Origin of the sequence: Pedococcus cremeus, from assembly GCF_900111375.1 — a bacterium.
Taxonomy (GTDB): Bacteria; Actinomycetota; Actinomycetes; order Actinomycetales; family Dermatophilaceae; genus Pedococcus_A; species Pedococcus_A cremeus.
Genome location: NZ_FOHB01000009.1, coordinates 60,707 through 74,773 on the forward strand (window position 1 = coordinate 60,707; position 14,067 = coordinate 74,773).

Sequence of the window (14,067 nt, forward strand, 5' to 3'; positions counted from 1 at the left end):
TCGCGCCCTAGACCAATGGAGGTGTGCATGAGGGTGCTCGTCGCGCTCGGCGGCAACGCCATGACCGGCCCGGACGGCAGCGCTGCCCCCAAGGAGCAGCGCCACGCGATCGCGCGCGCCATGGAGCACATCGCCGGGCTGGTCGCGGCCGGCCACGACGTCGTGCTCACGCACGGCAACGGCCCCCAGGTGGGCAACGTGCTCGTCAAGAACGAGCTCGCCGCCCACGTCGTGCCGCCCGTGCCGCTCGACTGGTGCGGCGCCCAGACGCAGGGGACCATCGGCTTCACCATCCTCGACACGCTCGAGTACGCGCTGGCCGAGCGGGGCGTCGACCGGCGCTGCGCGGCGCTCATCAGCCGCACCCTCGTGGACGCCGACGACCCCGGCTTCGCCAGGCCCACCAAGCCGATCGGCCGCTTCCTGCCCCACGAGCAGGCGCAGGTGCTCATCGAGCACGGCCAGACCTGGGAGGACCGCGGCGAGAAGGGGTGGCGCCGGGTCGTCGCCTCGCCCGAGCCGCTCGAGGTGCTCGAGACCCACACGCTGCTGACGCTCATGGACGCCGGCTACGTCGTCGTCGCCGCCGGCGGTGGCGGCATCCCCGTGATCCGCACCGAGGACGGCAGGGTGCGCGGCGTCGAGGCGGTCATCGACAAGGACCTCACCGCCGCGGTCCTCGCCCGCTCCATCCACGCCGACGCGCTCGTCATCGCCACCGACGTCGAGAACGCCGTGATCGGCTGGGGCACCCCGGACGCCCGTGCACTCGGCCACGTCACGCTCGACGAGATGGAGGGGTATGCCGCGCAGGGCCACTTCGCGTCCGGTTCCATGGGCCCCAAGGTCGAGGCCGCGCTGCGGTTCGTCCGCAGCGGCGGCAAGCGGAGCGTCATCACTGCCCTCGACCGCATCACCGAGGCCATCGAGTCGCCCGGCGCCGTCGGCACCGTCATCGAGAACGTCTGAGACCCCGCACGTCCCTGTGCCACGAAGCCTTCCCACAGCCCGAAGAGAACCAGAAAGGTGAGTCACGTGCCCGAGCCCATTGAGGTACGCAAGGTCCCGATCCACAGCGTCGCCGACGCCTCCGAGCTGGCCAAGCTCATCGACGACGGGGTCATGGAGGCCGACCGCGTCATCGCCATCATCGGCAAGACGGAGGGCAACGGCGGCGTCAACGACTACACCCGCATCATCGCGGACCGCGCGTTCCGTGAGGTCCTCATCGCCAAGGGCGCCCCGGAGGAGCAGGTGCGCCAGGTGCCGATCGTGTGGTCCGGCGGCACCGACGGCGTGATCAGCCCCCACGCCACGATCTTCGCGACCGTGCCCGCGGAGAAGGCGGAGAAGTCCGACGACCTGCGCCTGACCGTCGGCTTCGCCATGAGCGAGCCGATCAAGCCCGAGGAGATCGGGTACGTCGCCATGGTCAAGAAGGTCGCCGACGGTGTGAAGGTCGCCATGGAGCGCGCCGGCATCACCGACCCGGCCGACGTGCACTACGTGCAGACCAAGACCCCGCTGCTCACCATCCACACCATCCGCGACGCCAAGTCCCGCGGGATGAAGGTCTGGACCGAGCACACCCACGAGTCCATGGACCTCTCCAACGGCACCACCGGCCTCGGCATCGCCGTCGCCCTGGGTGAGATCGAGATGCCGACGGACGCGGACGTCATGCACAACCGCGACCTGTACTCCTCGGTCGCCTCGTGTTCCTCGGGCGTCGAGCTCGACCAGGCCCAGATCGTCGTGGTCGGCAACACCCGCGGCATCGGCGGCCGCTACCGCATCGGCCACTCGGTCATGGAGGACGCCCTCGACCAGGACGGCATCTGGGCGGCCATCAAGGACGCCGGGCTCGACCTGCCCGAGCGCCCGCACTGGACCGACCTGCAGGGCCGCCTGGTCAACGTGTTCCTCAAGTGCGAGGTCAGCCAGGACGGCACCGTCCACGGTCGCCGCAACGCCATGCTCGACGACTCCGACGTGCACTGGCACCGCCAGATCAAGTCGTGCGTCGGTGGCGTCACCGCTGCCGTGACCGGCGACCCCGCGGTCTTCGTGTCGGTCTCCGCCGCGCACCAGGGTCCCGACGGCGGCGGCCCCGTGGCCGCGATCGTCGACGTGGGCGAGGGCGAGCCGACCGGCTACCGCTGGAGCCGCTGACCCACACCAGTCCGACGGGCACCCGGGGCCGAAGTCCTCGGGTGCCCGTCGCCGTGTCCGTGCCATGATGCGCGGGTCATGGACACCGAACTGGTCGAGATCCGCGACTTCCTCGCGGAGCACGCGCCCTACGACACGCTGCCCCGCCCGGTGCTCGAACGGCTCCTCCCCGTCCTCCAGGTCCGCTACTTCCGCCGCGGCAGCGTGCTGCTCGCCGTCGGCCAGCACACCGACGTCATGTACGTGCTGCGCTCCGGCGCGGTCGACATCCGCGACCGCGACGGTGAGCTCGTCGAGCGGTCCGAGAGCGGCACGTCGTTCGCGATGTCGCCGCTGCTGCAGGAGACGCCCTCGTCCTACGAGTTCACCGCCCTCGAGGACTCGCTCGTCATCGCGGTCCCGGCCGACGCGTTCCTCCAGCTGTGCCGCGAGCAGGCGGCGTTCAAGGCGTTCTTCGACCGCCGCCACCGGCAGCGCACCCAGCAGGCGCAGTTCGCCGCGCAGATCGCCGGGCGCCGCTTCGCCGGCCTCCGGGTCGCCGCCCGCGAGCTGGTGACCCGCCCACCGGTGACCGCCGACTGCGGCGTCAGCATCCGCGAGGCGGCCGAGACCATGCGGAGCAACGGGGTGTCCTCGCTGCTGCTGCTGCGCGACGGCCGGCTCGCCGGCATCGTCACCGACCGAGACCTGCGCAACCGGGTGGTCGCCGACGGCCGTGACGGCGACGACCCGGTCGCGACGGTGATGACGACCGACCCGGTGACCGCCTCTCCCGACGACCTCGCGTTCGAGGTGCTCATGGAGATGGTGGGCCGTGCGATCCACCACCTGCCCGTCGTCGACGACGGCCACCTGCTGGGGGTGGTCACGAGCACCGACCTGATCCGCCTCGAGCAGGCCAACCCGATCTACCTCGTGGGCGACCTGCGCCGGGCGGCCACCATCGACGAGGTCGTGCGGCTGAGCAAGCGCCTGCCGCAGGTGGTCCGGCAGATGGTGGAGCAGGACGCCTCGGCCGACGACGTGGGACGGGTGGCCACGGCCATCGCTGACGCCACCGCGCGACGCCTGCTCGACCTCACCGCCGCCCGGCTCGGCCCGGCGCCGGCACCGTGGTGCTGGGTGGTGCTCGGCTCGCAGGCCCGGCACGAGCAGGGACTGGCGAGCGACCAGGACAACGCGCTGCTCCTCTCCGACGACGCGACCCCCGGCGACCAGCGGTGGTTCGAGGAGCTGGCCCGCCGGGTCAGCGACGGGCTGGCGGCGTGTGGCTACGCCTACTGCAGCGGCGAGGTGATGGCCACCAACCCGCGCTGGCGGCAGGGGCTGCAGGAGTGGAAGCGGACCTTCGGCGGCTGGATGACGACGCCCGACCCCGAGGCCGTGCTGGCGGGCAGCATCTTCTTCGACATGCGCCCGGTTGGCGGGTCGGCCGAGCTCTTCACCGAGCTGCAGGACGACGTGCTCGCCCGCACGCCCGGGCAGAAGCGGTTCCTCGCCCACCTCGCCGGGAACGCCGTCGCGAACCATCCCCCACTGGGGTTCTTCCGCGGCTTCGTGCTCGAGGGCGCCGGTGACCACGTCGACACCCTGAACCTCAAGCGCAAGGGGCTCGGCCTCGTCGTCGACCTCGCCCGCGTGCACGCCCTGGCGATCGGCAGCCCCCACGTCGGCACCCAGTCCAGGCTGCGCGCCGTCGCCTCCGCGGGGCGGCTCAGCGCGGAGTCGGCCGCCGACCTCGCCGGCGCGATGGAGTTCCTCGGGCAGGTGCGGCTGCGGCACCAGGCCGGGCAGGTGCGCGCCGGGCGGACCCCGGACAACTTCGTCAGCCCCGAGGAGCTGAGCCCCTTCGACAAGCGGCACCTGCGTGACGCCTTCCAGGTGGTCAAGCAGGCGCAGGCGGTGCTGGCCCGCACCTACCCGCTGCACTACCTCTCATGATCCTGCGCCGCTCCCCCGACCACCGGCGGGCCCGGCAGCTGGCCGCCTCGCCCCGGGGCGCCCTGCCGGAGGGAGCGCTGCGCCGCTACCTCGCCCAGCCGTTCCCGCCCCTGGGCGCCGACCACACCAGCCTGCGGCTGCTGGCCGTCGACCTCGAGACCACCGGCCTCGACCCGGACCACGACCGGATCGTGAGCCTGGGCTTCGTGCCCGTCGACGGCACCAGCATCGTGCTGGGCGGCGCCGGGCAGGTGGTCGTCCGCGGATCCGGCGGTCTCGGACAGGAGGGCGTCGGGCAGAGCGCCACGGTGCACGGGCTGACCGACGACGCGGTGGCCGCCGGGGCCGAGCTCACGGACGCGCTCGACCTGCTGCTCGAGGCGCTCACCGGCCGCGTGCTGCTGGCCCACCACGCGGCGATCGAGCAGGGCTTCCTCGACGTCGCCTGCCGCCGGGTGCACGGGCAGCCGCTGCCCACCCTCGCGGTCGACACCATGGCGCTGGAGCACCGGCTGGTCACCGCCGGCTGGCAGACCGGCTGGGACCGCGAGCCGCCGCAGGGCGGCCTGCGCCTGCCGGCCGCCCGCGAGCGCCACGGCCTGCCGCGGTACCGGTCGCACGACGCCCTCACGGACGCCCTGGCCTGCGCCGAGCTCTACCTCGCGCAGGTGGCCGAGCTCGGTCGCGGCCGTCCGGTCACGCTCCGCCAGCTCACCAAGGGCGGCTGAGGCGGAGCCTGGCTCGAGCCCGGCGTGGACCGGGCCCGAGCGCCGGCTCAGTGGGCGAAGTGCCGCGTGCCCGTGAAGTACATCGTCACGCCGGCCGCCTTCGCGGCGTCGACGACCTCCTGGTCGCGCATCGACCCGCCGGGAGCCACGACCGCGCGCACACCGGCGTCGAGCAGCACCTGCAGGCCGTCGGCGAACGGGAAGAACGCGTCGGAGGCCGCCACCGACCCACGTGCCCGCTCCTCGCCGGCGCGGGAGACGGCGAGGTGGCAGGAGTCGACCCGGTTGACCTGGCCCATCCCGACCCCGACCGAGGCGCCGTCGTGGGCGAGCAGGATCGCGTTCGACTTCACGGCGCGGATCGCCTTCCAGGCGAACGCGAGGTCGGCCAGCGTGGTCTCGTCGGCGGCCTCGCCCGAGACGAGTGTCCAGCGCGAGGGGTCGTCGCCGCCGCCCTCGACCTCGGCGTCGACGGTGTCGCGCGACTGCATCAGCAGGCCGCCCGAGATGGGCCGCGTCTCCACGCCCTCGCGAGCCGGGGCCGCGCAGGTCAGCAGCCGGATGTTCTTCTTGCCCTTGAGGATCGCGAGCGCGTCGTCGTCGAACGCCGGGGCCACGACGACCTCGGTGAAGACGTCCTTCACGGCCTCGGCCATCGCGGCGGTCACCGGCCGGTTGGTGGCGATGATCCCGCCGAACGCCGAGACCGGGTCGCACGCGTGGGCCTTGGCGTAGGCGGCCTCGATCGTCTCGCCGACCGCGATCCCGCAGGGGTTGGCGTGCTTGATGATCGCCACCGTCGGCTGGTCACCGTGGTCGTAGGCGGCGCGCACCGCGGCGTCGGCGTCGACGTAGTTGTTGTAGGACATCTCCTTGCCGTGCAGCTGCTCGGCCTGCGCCAGCCCGGGCTGCGGGACGAAGGTGGAGGTGTACAGCGCCGCCCGCTGGTGCGGGTTCTCGCCGTAGCGCAGCACCGCGGACTTCTCCCAGGTCGCCCCGACCCAGGCTTGGAACCCGCTGCCCTCGGAGGTGTCGGTGACGACGTTGCCCATCCACGAGGCGACGTTGACGTCGTAGGTCGCGGTGTGGACGAACGCCTCCGCTGCCAGCCGCTGCCGCTGCGCCAGGGTGAACCCGCCGCCGCGCACGGCGTCTAGCACCGAGCCGTATGCCGCTGGGCTGGTGACGATGGCGACGCTGGCGTGGTTCTTGGCGGCCGCCCGCACCATGGTGGGGCCGCCGATGTCGATCTGCTCGACGCACTCGTCCTGCGAGGCACCCGACATCACGGTGTCGGTGAACGGGTAGAGGTTGACGACCACGAGGTCGAAGCCCTCGACGCTGAGCTCGTCGAGCTGGCGCAGGTGGTCGGGGTTGCGGGTGTCGGCGAGGATGCCGGCGTGCACGCGCGGGTGGAGCGTCTTCACGCGGCCGTCGAGGCACTCGGGGAAGCCGGTCAGCTCCTCCACCGGGGTGACCGGGACCCCGGACGAGGCGATGCGCTGCGCGGTGGAGCCGGTGGACACGATGGCGACGCCCGCCTCGTGCAGGCCGGCGGCCAGCTCGTCGAGGCCGGTCTTGTCGTAGACGGAGACCAGGGCCCGCCTGATCGGGCGGCGCTCCTCGGACGTCGTGGTCTGCTCGCTCACGGGATCGTGGCCTTTCGGTCGGTGACGGTGACTCCTTCGCGGGCCGCACGGCCCACGACGTCGACGAGCAGGTGGCGCTCGACGGTCTTGATGCGCTCGTGGAGCGACTCCTCGGTGTCGTCGTCACGGACCTCGACAGCGGTCTGCGCGATGACCGGCCCGGTGTCGACGCCGGCGTCGACCACGTGCACGGTGCACCCGGTGACCTTGGCGCCGTAGGCGATCGCGTCACGCACCGCGTGCGCGCCGGGGAAGGCGGGCAGCAGGGCCGGGTGGGTGTTGACGACGGTGAAGCGCCCGAGCACGGCCGGGCCGAGGATCTTCATGAAGCCGGCCGAGACCACCAGGGCGGGCTCGTGCACCCCGATGAGGTCGGCGAGCGCGGCGTCCCAGGCGCCCCGGTCCGGGTAGTCCTGCACCCGGCACACGAACGTGGGGATTCCGGCGGCAGCGGCGCGGTGCAGGCCGGTGATGCCCGCCCGGTCGGCGCCCACGGCCAGGATGCGCACGCCGTAGGCCGGGTCGGCGGCCGCGTCGATGAGGGCCTGGAGGTTGGTGCCGCTCCCGGAGACGAGGACGACGATGCCGGCGCTGCCGGGGGCTGGCGCTGCGGTGGCGGCGTCGGGCGCGGTCACGCTGCGACGATATCGCCCCGGCAGCACACCCCCTTCGCCGCGTCCGCTCCGCGGGCGCCAGCCCGCCGGCCACGCGGCATACCGGCCTGTCAGGGAGCGGCGGAGCGCAGCGCCTCGAGCACGTCCTTCGCCGCCTCGGCGAGGAACTCGTCCTGTCCCTCGTCGCCGACCTGCACCAGGGCGATGTCGGTGAACCCGGCCTCCCAGTAGGGCCGGACCGCCTCGACGATGCCGTCGAGGTCGGGGCCGCAGGGGATCTGCTCGGCGACCTGGTCGGGGGTGATGAGCTGGGTCGCGCCCGAGAAGCCGGCCGGCGTCGGCAGGTCGGCGTTGACGGCCCACCCGCCGGCGAACCAGCGGAACTGCTCGTGGGCCTTCTGCACGGCGGCGTCCTTGTCGCGGCCCCAGCAGATCGGGATCTGGCCGATGGTCCTCGACGACGACCCGTCGTCGCTGCGGGTGGCCTGCCAGCCCTTGACGAGGTCGGCGTTGGGCTCGACGGCGATGAGGTGGTCGCCGAGCGGCGCGAACTGCTCGATCGACTTCTCCCCCGAGACGGCGATGCCGATCGGCACGCCGTCCTCGGGGACGTCCCAGACGCGGGCGGAGTCGACGCGGAAGTAGTCGCCCTCCCAGGTGACGAGCTCGCCCGTGTGCAGGTCGCGGATGAGGTGCACCGCCTCGGCCAGCATGTTCTGCCGCACGTCGACCATGGGCCAGCCCTCGCCGACCACGTGCTCGTTGAGGTTCTCGCCGCTGCCGACGCCGAGGGTGAAGCGTCCCTCACTCAGCAGCTGCATCGTCGCGGACTTCTGCGCCACGACCGCCGGGTGGTAGCGCATCGTCGGACAGGTCACGTAGGTCATCAGGCCGACGCGCTCGGTGGCCTGCGCCACAGCGCCCAGCACGCTCCACGCGTAGGGCGCGTGGCCCTGCTCGGTGAGCCACGGCGAGTAGTGGTCGCTGGAGACCTCGAAGTCGAAGCCGGCCTGCTCGGCGGCGACGGCGTAGCGCACGAGGTCACGGGGTCCGGACTGCTCCGTCATGAGGGTGTACCCGAATCGCGTCATGACGTCACGGTCACACGCACCCCGGCGATCAGCATCTCGAGCACGGGCGCGACCAGCCCGGCGGCGAAAATACCTCGCCCGTCAGCCCGTTCGGTAGTCGCCCTTGACCCAGGCCAGCACGTCGTGGGCGAGCGGTGACCACACCGGCTCGGTGAGCGCGCCGCCGCCCAGCATGTCCCAGCCGTGGCTGCCCTTGGTCGAGATGAACCGCTTGTGCTGCGCCGGTGCGGCCTTCACCGCCGCCCGCAGCGCGGGCGGGTCCATCCCCCGGTCGCCGGGAGCCACCGCGAGGAGCAGGGGCACGGTGGTCTCCTTCGCCGCCTCCCCCGCAGTGGGTATGCCCTGCCAGACGGCCGGCCCCGAGAGGTCGACGACGGCGTCGGCGCCGGCCCGCTGCCCGACGCCGAGCGCGATCGCCCCGCCCATCGAGGCGTCTACGACGGTGACCCGGCGGGCGCCGTGCTCGCGCGCCCAGTCGACCAGCAGCCGCACCTGCGCCTCGGCGTCGGCGGCGAAGCCGCCCTTGCAGGCCGAGCGCCCCCAGCCGCACAGGTCGACGAGCACGGCCCTGACGCCCTTCGACGCGACCCAGTCGGCATACGTCGCGAACCCGCAGAACCCGGCGGCCGAGGTCTGGTGCAGCAGGACCGCGACGTCGGCGCCGTCCCCCAGCACCGCACCGGTCATCGTGCTGCCCTCCGGTCCGGCGAAGCTGGTGAGACCGCCCTCGACCGGCACCAGGCAGCGCTGCGCGATCGAGGCGGGGGTGCTCAGCGGCAGCGGCTGCGGTGTGCGCGACGGTGTCGCCGCCACCCGCTCCCCACCTCCCCCGCATGCCCCCAGCAACACCGCGACGGCCAGTGCCGTCACCACCCCCGCCCGCCTCCGCATATGTCAAGATTGACATATGCCCGCGACGTCGTCCACCCCCTCCCACCTCGGCTGCGCGCTCCTCGGCCTGCTCGCCCGGGCCCCGAGCACCGGCTACGACCTGGCCCGGCGCATGCAGCGACCCGTGGGGTACTTCTGGAGCGCCCGGCACAGCCAGATCTACCCCGAGCTGGCCCGGCTCGAGCGGGCCGGACTGGTGGTGCACCAGGTCGTCGACGGGGCAGGACCCCGCCCCACCAAGCGGTATGCCGTCACGCCGGCCGGCATGGCGGCCCTCCGGGCGTGGGTGGGCGAGGAAGCCCAGCCCCAGCCGGTGCGCGACCTCGAGACGTTGCGGCTGTGGTCGGTGTGGACCGTGGAGCCCGAGACGGCCCGGGGCCTCGTGCGGCAGGCCCGGGCGGGTCACGAGGAGGCGCTGCACGCCTACCAGGCGGAGCTGTCGTCGATCGCCGGGCAGCCGGAGGCGCAGGACCGGTCCCACCCGCTGTTCGCCAGCGTGCTCACCCTCGAGGGCGGCGTGCGCACCCGGCGGGCAGCCGTCGAGTGGTGCGACTGGATGCTGCAGCGGCTGGGCTGACGGGCGGACCCGGTCGGGAGCCCCTGCGGAGGCCAGGGCGGCTCAGCGGCGCAGGCGCCAGCGGTCCCAGACCAGCACGAGGCCCGCGCCGAGCGCGAGCTCGAGGAGCAGGGCCACGGTCATCGCACCGGCTGGGGCACCCATGTGCGACAGCCGCTGGGAGCCGAGCGAGCTGCCGGCCAGCAGGTCGAGCAGGCCGATGGCCCCGGCGGTGAGCGCCACCGCGGTGCCGGTCACGAGCAGCTTGGTGCGGGTGGTCGAGAGCAGGGCGAGCGACCGCAGCGAGCGCCAGCCCACGAGGGCTCCGACGGCGACGGGCACCAGGGCCAGCACCGGCAGCCACCCCGGGAACGCGCCGGGGTCGGGCAGAGCACCCAGCACCGGCACCATGGGCATCAGGGCCGAGCGCGACCCGGTCCACGTGGTGGAGGCGCCCTCGACGACGGAGAACCCGGTGCCGGCGAGGAAGGACAGCGCCCACAGGCCGAGGTTCGGCAGGCACAGCACCTGCGCGAGGGTCAGCACGACGCCTCCCACGACCCCGGCGGCAAGCTCGTCATGCAGGTGGCTGATCTGGCCGAAGCGGAGCACCACCACGAGCACCACGACGGCCGTGCCGGTGGCGAGGAGAGCACCGACACCGACCGCGGCAGGGCGCACGGCGCGTCGCACCACGTCGGGCAGGAAGTCGGGGCGTCGCCAGCGGGGACCGGCGAGCGCACGGTCGCGGGCGACGAGCCTCCCGGCAGCGATGACCACCGCGGCGGCCGGCACGACCACCAGCGGCAGCACGAGCCCGAGCACCTGGGGCCGGAGCGAGGACGCGGAGGCGGCGGCCGCCCACAGGGCCGCGCACGCGGCATACCCGCCGGCCCACAGGCCCAGGACCCGCACCAGCAGCGGCGGCAGCAGGCCCCACCGGTGCCCCGCCGTCCGGTGGCCCTCGACCACCTCCCTGCCGCTGCGCAGCGCACCCCACGCGGCAGCCGCCACGACGCCGGCCGTCAGCAGGAGGGGGACGAACGCGATGCTGGCCGTGCCGGCCCGCAGCCACGAACCACCGGCGAGCAGCCACAGGCTCGCACCCACGCCCAGGGCGTCGGTCCACGCGACGGTGCTCTGCGGGCTGGCCACCCAGGCCACCAGCGCGGGCAGCACGACGACGAGGGCGGAGGCGAGGGCCGTGCCGGCACCGGCGAGGAGCGGCCGGTGCCACGGGGTCTGCCCGTCGGGTGTCCCTCCCCCACTCGTCTGGGACGGGACACCACGCAGCAGATCCATGACACTCATCAGGGCTCCATGGTCGCCGAGGACGACGGCGCTCCCCGGCTGCAACGCCGAGCCCGGGCGAGAAAATGGCAGGAAAGGCGCAACCGGCTCGCGGGCAGCGGCGTCTGCACGGGTGACAGCACACCACCACCACCGGACCACCACCGGACCAACCACCGGACCACGGAAGAGGCGGCGAACAGGCGATGCCGATGCAGGGCACCGAGGCTGACTTCGACGCGTTCTACCGGGGCACGGCACGCCGGGTTGTCCACCTCGTCTACGCGTCGACGGGCGACCTCACCCTGGCCCAGGACTGCACGCAGGAGGCGTACGCCCGGGCGTGGCAGCAGTGGCCCACCGTCCACGCCTACGACGACCCCCTCTCCTGGGTGCGCACCGTGGCGCGGCGGCTGGCGATCTCGGCCTGGCGCAAGCAGGGCAGCCAGGAACGCGCCTACGAGCGGCACGGCGAGAGCAGCAGCACCGCGACCGGTCCACCGACGGAGGACCGGGTGGCCGTGGTCGCCGCCCTGCGCACCCTCCCCGACCCCGTGCGGGAAGCCGTCACCCTCCACTACATCGGGGACCTGAGCATCGAGCAGATCGCCCACGAGACCAACACCCCCGCAGGCACCGTCAAGGCCCGCCTGCACCGCGGCCGCGCCCAGCTGGCCGCGGCCCTGCGCCACGAGGAGTCCCACCATGGCTGAGACCGACACCTGGACTCCAGCCGACGACGACTACGTCCGGGAGGCCCTGGGCTCGCTCAAGACCGACGTCGACGCCCTCCCCCTGGCCGACGTGCGGTTCGTCAAGGCCCGCGGCCGCGCCCGGCGCCGCCGGACCATGCTCGGCTGGACCGCCGGCGCCGCGGCAGCAGCACTGGTCGCCGCGGTCATCGGCTTCTCGGCCCTGGGCGGCGACAACGCCACCCACCCCGTGCCGCCCGCGACCGGGACGACGACCGCGCCCACCACCGCCCCGACCACCCCGCTGGACCGGCAGGCCGTCTCGCCCTACCTGGCCGAGCCCGGCGCCCTGCCGCTCGGCAAGGAGTGGAAGCTGGCGCTCGGCTGGTCGACCGCCTTCGAGGTGCAGACGGTCACCAGCTACGAGGCCGACCTGTGTCTGGGCCCGAACGGCGGGACGCCTCGCGAGGCCGAGACACTCCTCTCGGGGGCAGGCAACATCCAGGGAGGCCAGACCCGCTGGACGGCCGGATCATCGACTGAGGCCCAGAAGGTGGCCGATGCCATGGCGCGGTCCATCGGCGCGTGCCGGCAGGGCCAGTTCGCCGTCAAGGGCGTCCAGACCACCGGCTGGCCCCGCCTCTACACCTACACCGCCGGCGACGCCGGCTCCGGTTGGTATGCCGTGACCCACGCCGGCAACGAGGTGGCCGTGCTCACGGTGACGGAACCGGACCACCCGAAGACCGAGTTCGAGCGGGCCGAGGTCGAGCGCCTCGCGGCCATCGCCACCGCGCGGCTCGAGCGGTACGGCAGCGGCACCACCTCCACCCCTTCGGGCCCCACCGGCACGACCGCACAGCCGAGCGGTGAGGACATGCCGGTCGTCGGCTCCCAGCCGGCTGTCTCCTCGAGCCTCTTCGTGCCGGCCTCGCAGTGGTCGTCCCAGGAGCTCACCCAGGGCGCCCGCACCTACGCCGGCCTCGGCGCCCAGGAGGGCTCGGCGTCGATCGCCCAGTGCGAGACCGACCAGTTCCAGGCCGGCGTGGGCGGCCGCTACGGGATCGTCTCGATCCGCAGCGGCAGTGGCCAGGCCAACTACATCGGCAAGCAGCGGGTGCGGCTCGACGACTCCACGAGCAGCGCGCAGCAGCAGTCCTTCGTGCAGGCCCGGCTGGCCGAGGCGAAGGCGCTGTACGGCAAGGGCTGCACCTTCGGCAACGGCACGGTGAAGGCGACGCCGGGCCCGACCGAGGGCACCTGGCGCCTCGACACCGTGTTCAAGGACGGCTCGCCGACGCTCACCGAGTGGGTCGGGGTCACGGCCCAGCAGACCCCGGGCGCCATGACGACCATCGTGCTGACGAAGGTCCCGAACCCGAAGCTGGGCTTCCCGGAGCTTGACCGGCTCCTCGTGCTGGCCCGGCAGCGGTAGGCGCGCACGCGGCATACCCATCAACGACGCGAGGCCGTCACCCAACTGGGGTGACGGCCTCGCGAAACGCCTTGCGGCAGAGGTTACTTCTTCAGGCCCTGCATGATCTCGCGCATGAGCTGGGCGGTTGCCGACGGCGTCTTGCCGACCTTGACGCCGGCGGCCTCGAGGGCCTCCTGCTTGGCAGCGGCCGTGCCCGAGGAGCCGGAGACGATGGCGCCGGCGTGGCCCATCGTCTTGCCCTCGGGGGCGGTGAAGCCCGCGACGTAGCCGACGACCGGCTTGGTCACGTTGTCCTTGATGTAGGCCGCGGCCCGCTCCTCGGCGTCGCCACCGATCTCACCGATCATGACGATGGCGTCGGTCTCGGGGTCGTTCTGGAACGCCTCGAGGCAGTCGATGTGGGTGGTGCCGATGATCGGGTCACCGCCAATGCCGACCGCGGTGGAGAAGCCGAACTCCTTGAGCTCGTACATCATCTGGTAGGTCAGCGTGCCCGACTTGGAGACCAGGCCGATGCGGCCGCCACCGGCGATGTCGGCGGGGATGATGCCGGCGTTGGACTTCCCGGGGCTGATCAGGCCGGGGCAGTTCGGGCCGACGATGCGGGTGGTGCCCTTCTCCTGCGAGTAGGCGAAGAACTCGGCGGTGTCCTTGACCGCGATGCCCTCGGTGATGACGACGGCGAGCGGGATCTCGGCGTCGATCGCCTCGATGACGGCCGACTTGGCGAACGCCGGAGGCACGAAGATGACCGACACGTTGGCGCCGGTCTCCTTCATCGCCTCGGCGACGGTCCCGAAGACGGGGACGGTGGTTCCTCCCTCGAAGTCGACCTGCTGGCCGGCCTTGCGGGGGTTGACGCCACCGACGATGTCGGTGCCGGACTTGAGCATGCGCTGGGTGTGCTTCATGCCCTCGGAGCCGGTCATGCCCTGGACGATGACCTTGGAGTTCTCGTCGAGAAAGATTGCCATTGCTGTGAGTCGCTCTCTTGTCGCTTCGCCG

At 72.9% G+C, this 14,067-nt stretch carries 13 protein-coding genes; 7 read left to right on the forward strand and 6 right to left on the reverse strand.

Translation table 11 applies throughout. From position 1 onward, the window contains the following. Positions 1–27 precede the first annotated feature (27 nt). The 4 genes from BMW78_RS16710 to BMW78_RS16725 all read left to right on the forward strand — a co-directional run bounded on the left by BMW78_RS16710 (position 28) and on the right by BMW78_RS16725 (position 4,841). Entirely contained in the window at positions 28–969 is a 942-nt protein-coding gene (locus tag BMW78_RS16710) for a carbamate kinase (protein WP_091762074.1), read from the forward strand. Between the two features lie 66 nt (positions 970–1,035). Continuing rightward, on the forward strand, positions 1,036–2,172 hold the full coding sequence (bar, locus tag BMW78_RS16715; RefSeq protein WP_091762076.1) for a barbiturase: 1,137 nt from the start codon (positions 1,036–1,038) through the stop codon (positions 2,170–2,172). 78 nt (positions 2,173–2,250) lie between these two features. Next, positions 2,251–4,113 carry a DUF294 nucleotidyltransferase-like domain-containing protein gene (locus BMW78_RS16720; RefSeq protein ID WP_091762078.1) on the forward strand — a complete coding sequence of 621 codons (1,863 nt, stop codon included), beginning with the start codon at positions 2,251–2,253 and terminating at the stop codon, positions 4,111–4,113. Next, a complete protein-coding gene (locus BMW78_RS16725) occupies positions 4,110–4,841 on the forward strand; it encodes an exonuclease domain-containing protein (RefSeq protein ID WP_091762080.1) in 732 nt (243 codons plus the stop codon). Before BMW78_RS16720 ends, BMW78_RS16725 begins: the two co-directional genes overlap by 4 nt. Before the next feature lie 47 nt (positions 4,842–4,888). Here BMW78_RS16725 and purH read toward each other — a convergent pair whose 3' ends face one another. From purH to BMW78_RS16745, 4 genes are all read right to left on the reverse strand, one after another. Next, a complete protein-coding gene (gene purH, locus BMW78_RS16730; protein ID WP_091762082.1) occupies positions 4,889–6,490 on the reverse strand; it encodes a bifunctional phosphoribosylaminoimidazolecarboxamide formyltransferase/IMP cyclohydrolase in 1,602 nt (533 codons plus the stop codon). Beyond that, entirely contained in the window at positions 6,487–7,125 is a 639-nt protein-coding gene (gene purN, locus BMW78_RS16735) for a phosphoribosylglycinamide formyltransferase (protein ID WP_091762084.1), read from the reverse strand. Before purN ends, purH begins: the two co-directional genes overlap by 4 nt. Before the next feature lie 89 nt (positions 7,126–7,214). Then, entirely contained in the window at positions 7,215–8,195 is a 981-nt protein-coding gene (locus BMW78_RS16740) for an LLM class F420-dependent oxidoreductase (protein WP_091762086.1), read from the reverse strand. 81 nt (positions 8,196–8,276) lie between these two features. Beyond that, positions 8,277–9,008 (reverse strand): alpha/beta hydrolase, encoded by a 732-nt coding sequence (locus BMW78_RS16745; protein WP_091762088.1) that lies wholly within the window; start codon positions 9,006–9,008, stop codon positions 8,277–8,279. Positions 9,009–9,102: 94 nt separating this feature from the next. Between BMW78_RS16745 and BMW78_RS16750 the strand changes: the two genes are divergently transcribed. Continuing rightward, positions 9,103–9,663 carry a PadR family transcriptional regulator gene (locus BMW78_RS16750; RefSeq protein WP_091762090.1) on the forward strand — a complete coding sequence of 187 codons (561 nt, stop codon included), beginning with the start codon at positions 9,103–9,105 and terminating at the stop codon, positions 9,661–9,663. 42 nt (positions 9,664–9,705) lie between these two features. Here BMW78_RS16750 and BMW78_RS16755 read toward each other — a convergent pair whose 3' ends face one another. Continuing rightward, on the reverse strand, positions 9,706–10,953 hold the full coding sequence (locus BMW78_RS16755; protein ID WP_143056311.1) for a cell division protein PerM: 1,248 nt from the start codon (positions 10,951–10,953) through the stop codon (positions 9,706–9,708). A gap of 191 nt (positions 10,954–11,144) precedes the next feature. On the opposite strand from BMW78_RS16755, the gene BMW78_RS16760 reads away from it, so the two are divergent. Both BMW78_RS16760 and BMW78_RS16765 read left to right on the forward strand, forming a co-directional pair. After that, entirely contained in the window at positions 11,145–11,645 is a 501-nt protein-coding gene (locus tag BMW78_RS16760; RefSeq protein WP_218144397.1) for an RNA polymerase sigma factor, read from the forward strand. After that, positions 11,638–13,059: a hypothetical protein gene (locus BMW78_RS16765; RefSeq protein ID WP_091762096.1), complete on the forward strand. Its 1,422-nt coding sequence runs from the start codon at positions 11,638–11,640 to the stop codon at positions 13,057–13,059. Before BMW78_RS16760 ends, BMW78_RS16765 begins: the two co-directional genes overlap by 8 nt. 83 nt (positions 13,060–13,142) lie before the next feature. Here BMW78_RS16765 and sucD read toward each other — a convergent pair whose 3' ends face one another. Then, entirely contained in the window at positions 13,143–14,036 is an 894-nt protein-coding gene (gene sucD, locus BMW78_RS16770; RefSeq protein ID WP_091762098.1) for a succinate--CoA ligase subunit alpha, read from the reverse strand. Between the last annotated feature and the right edge of the window lie 31 nt (positions 14,037–14,067).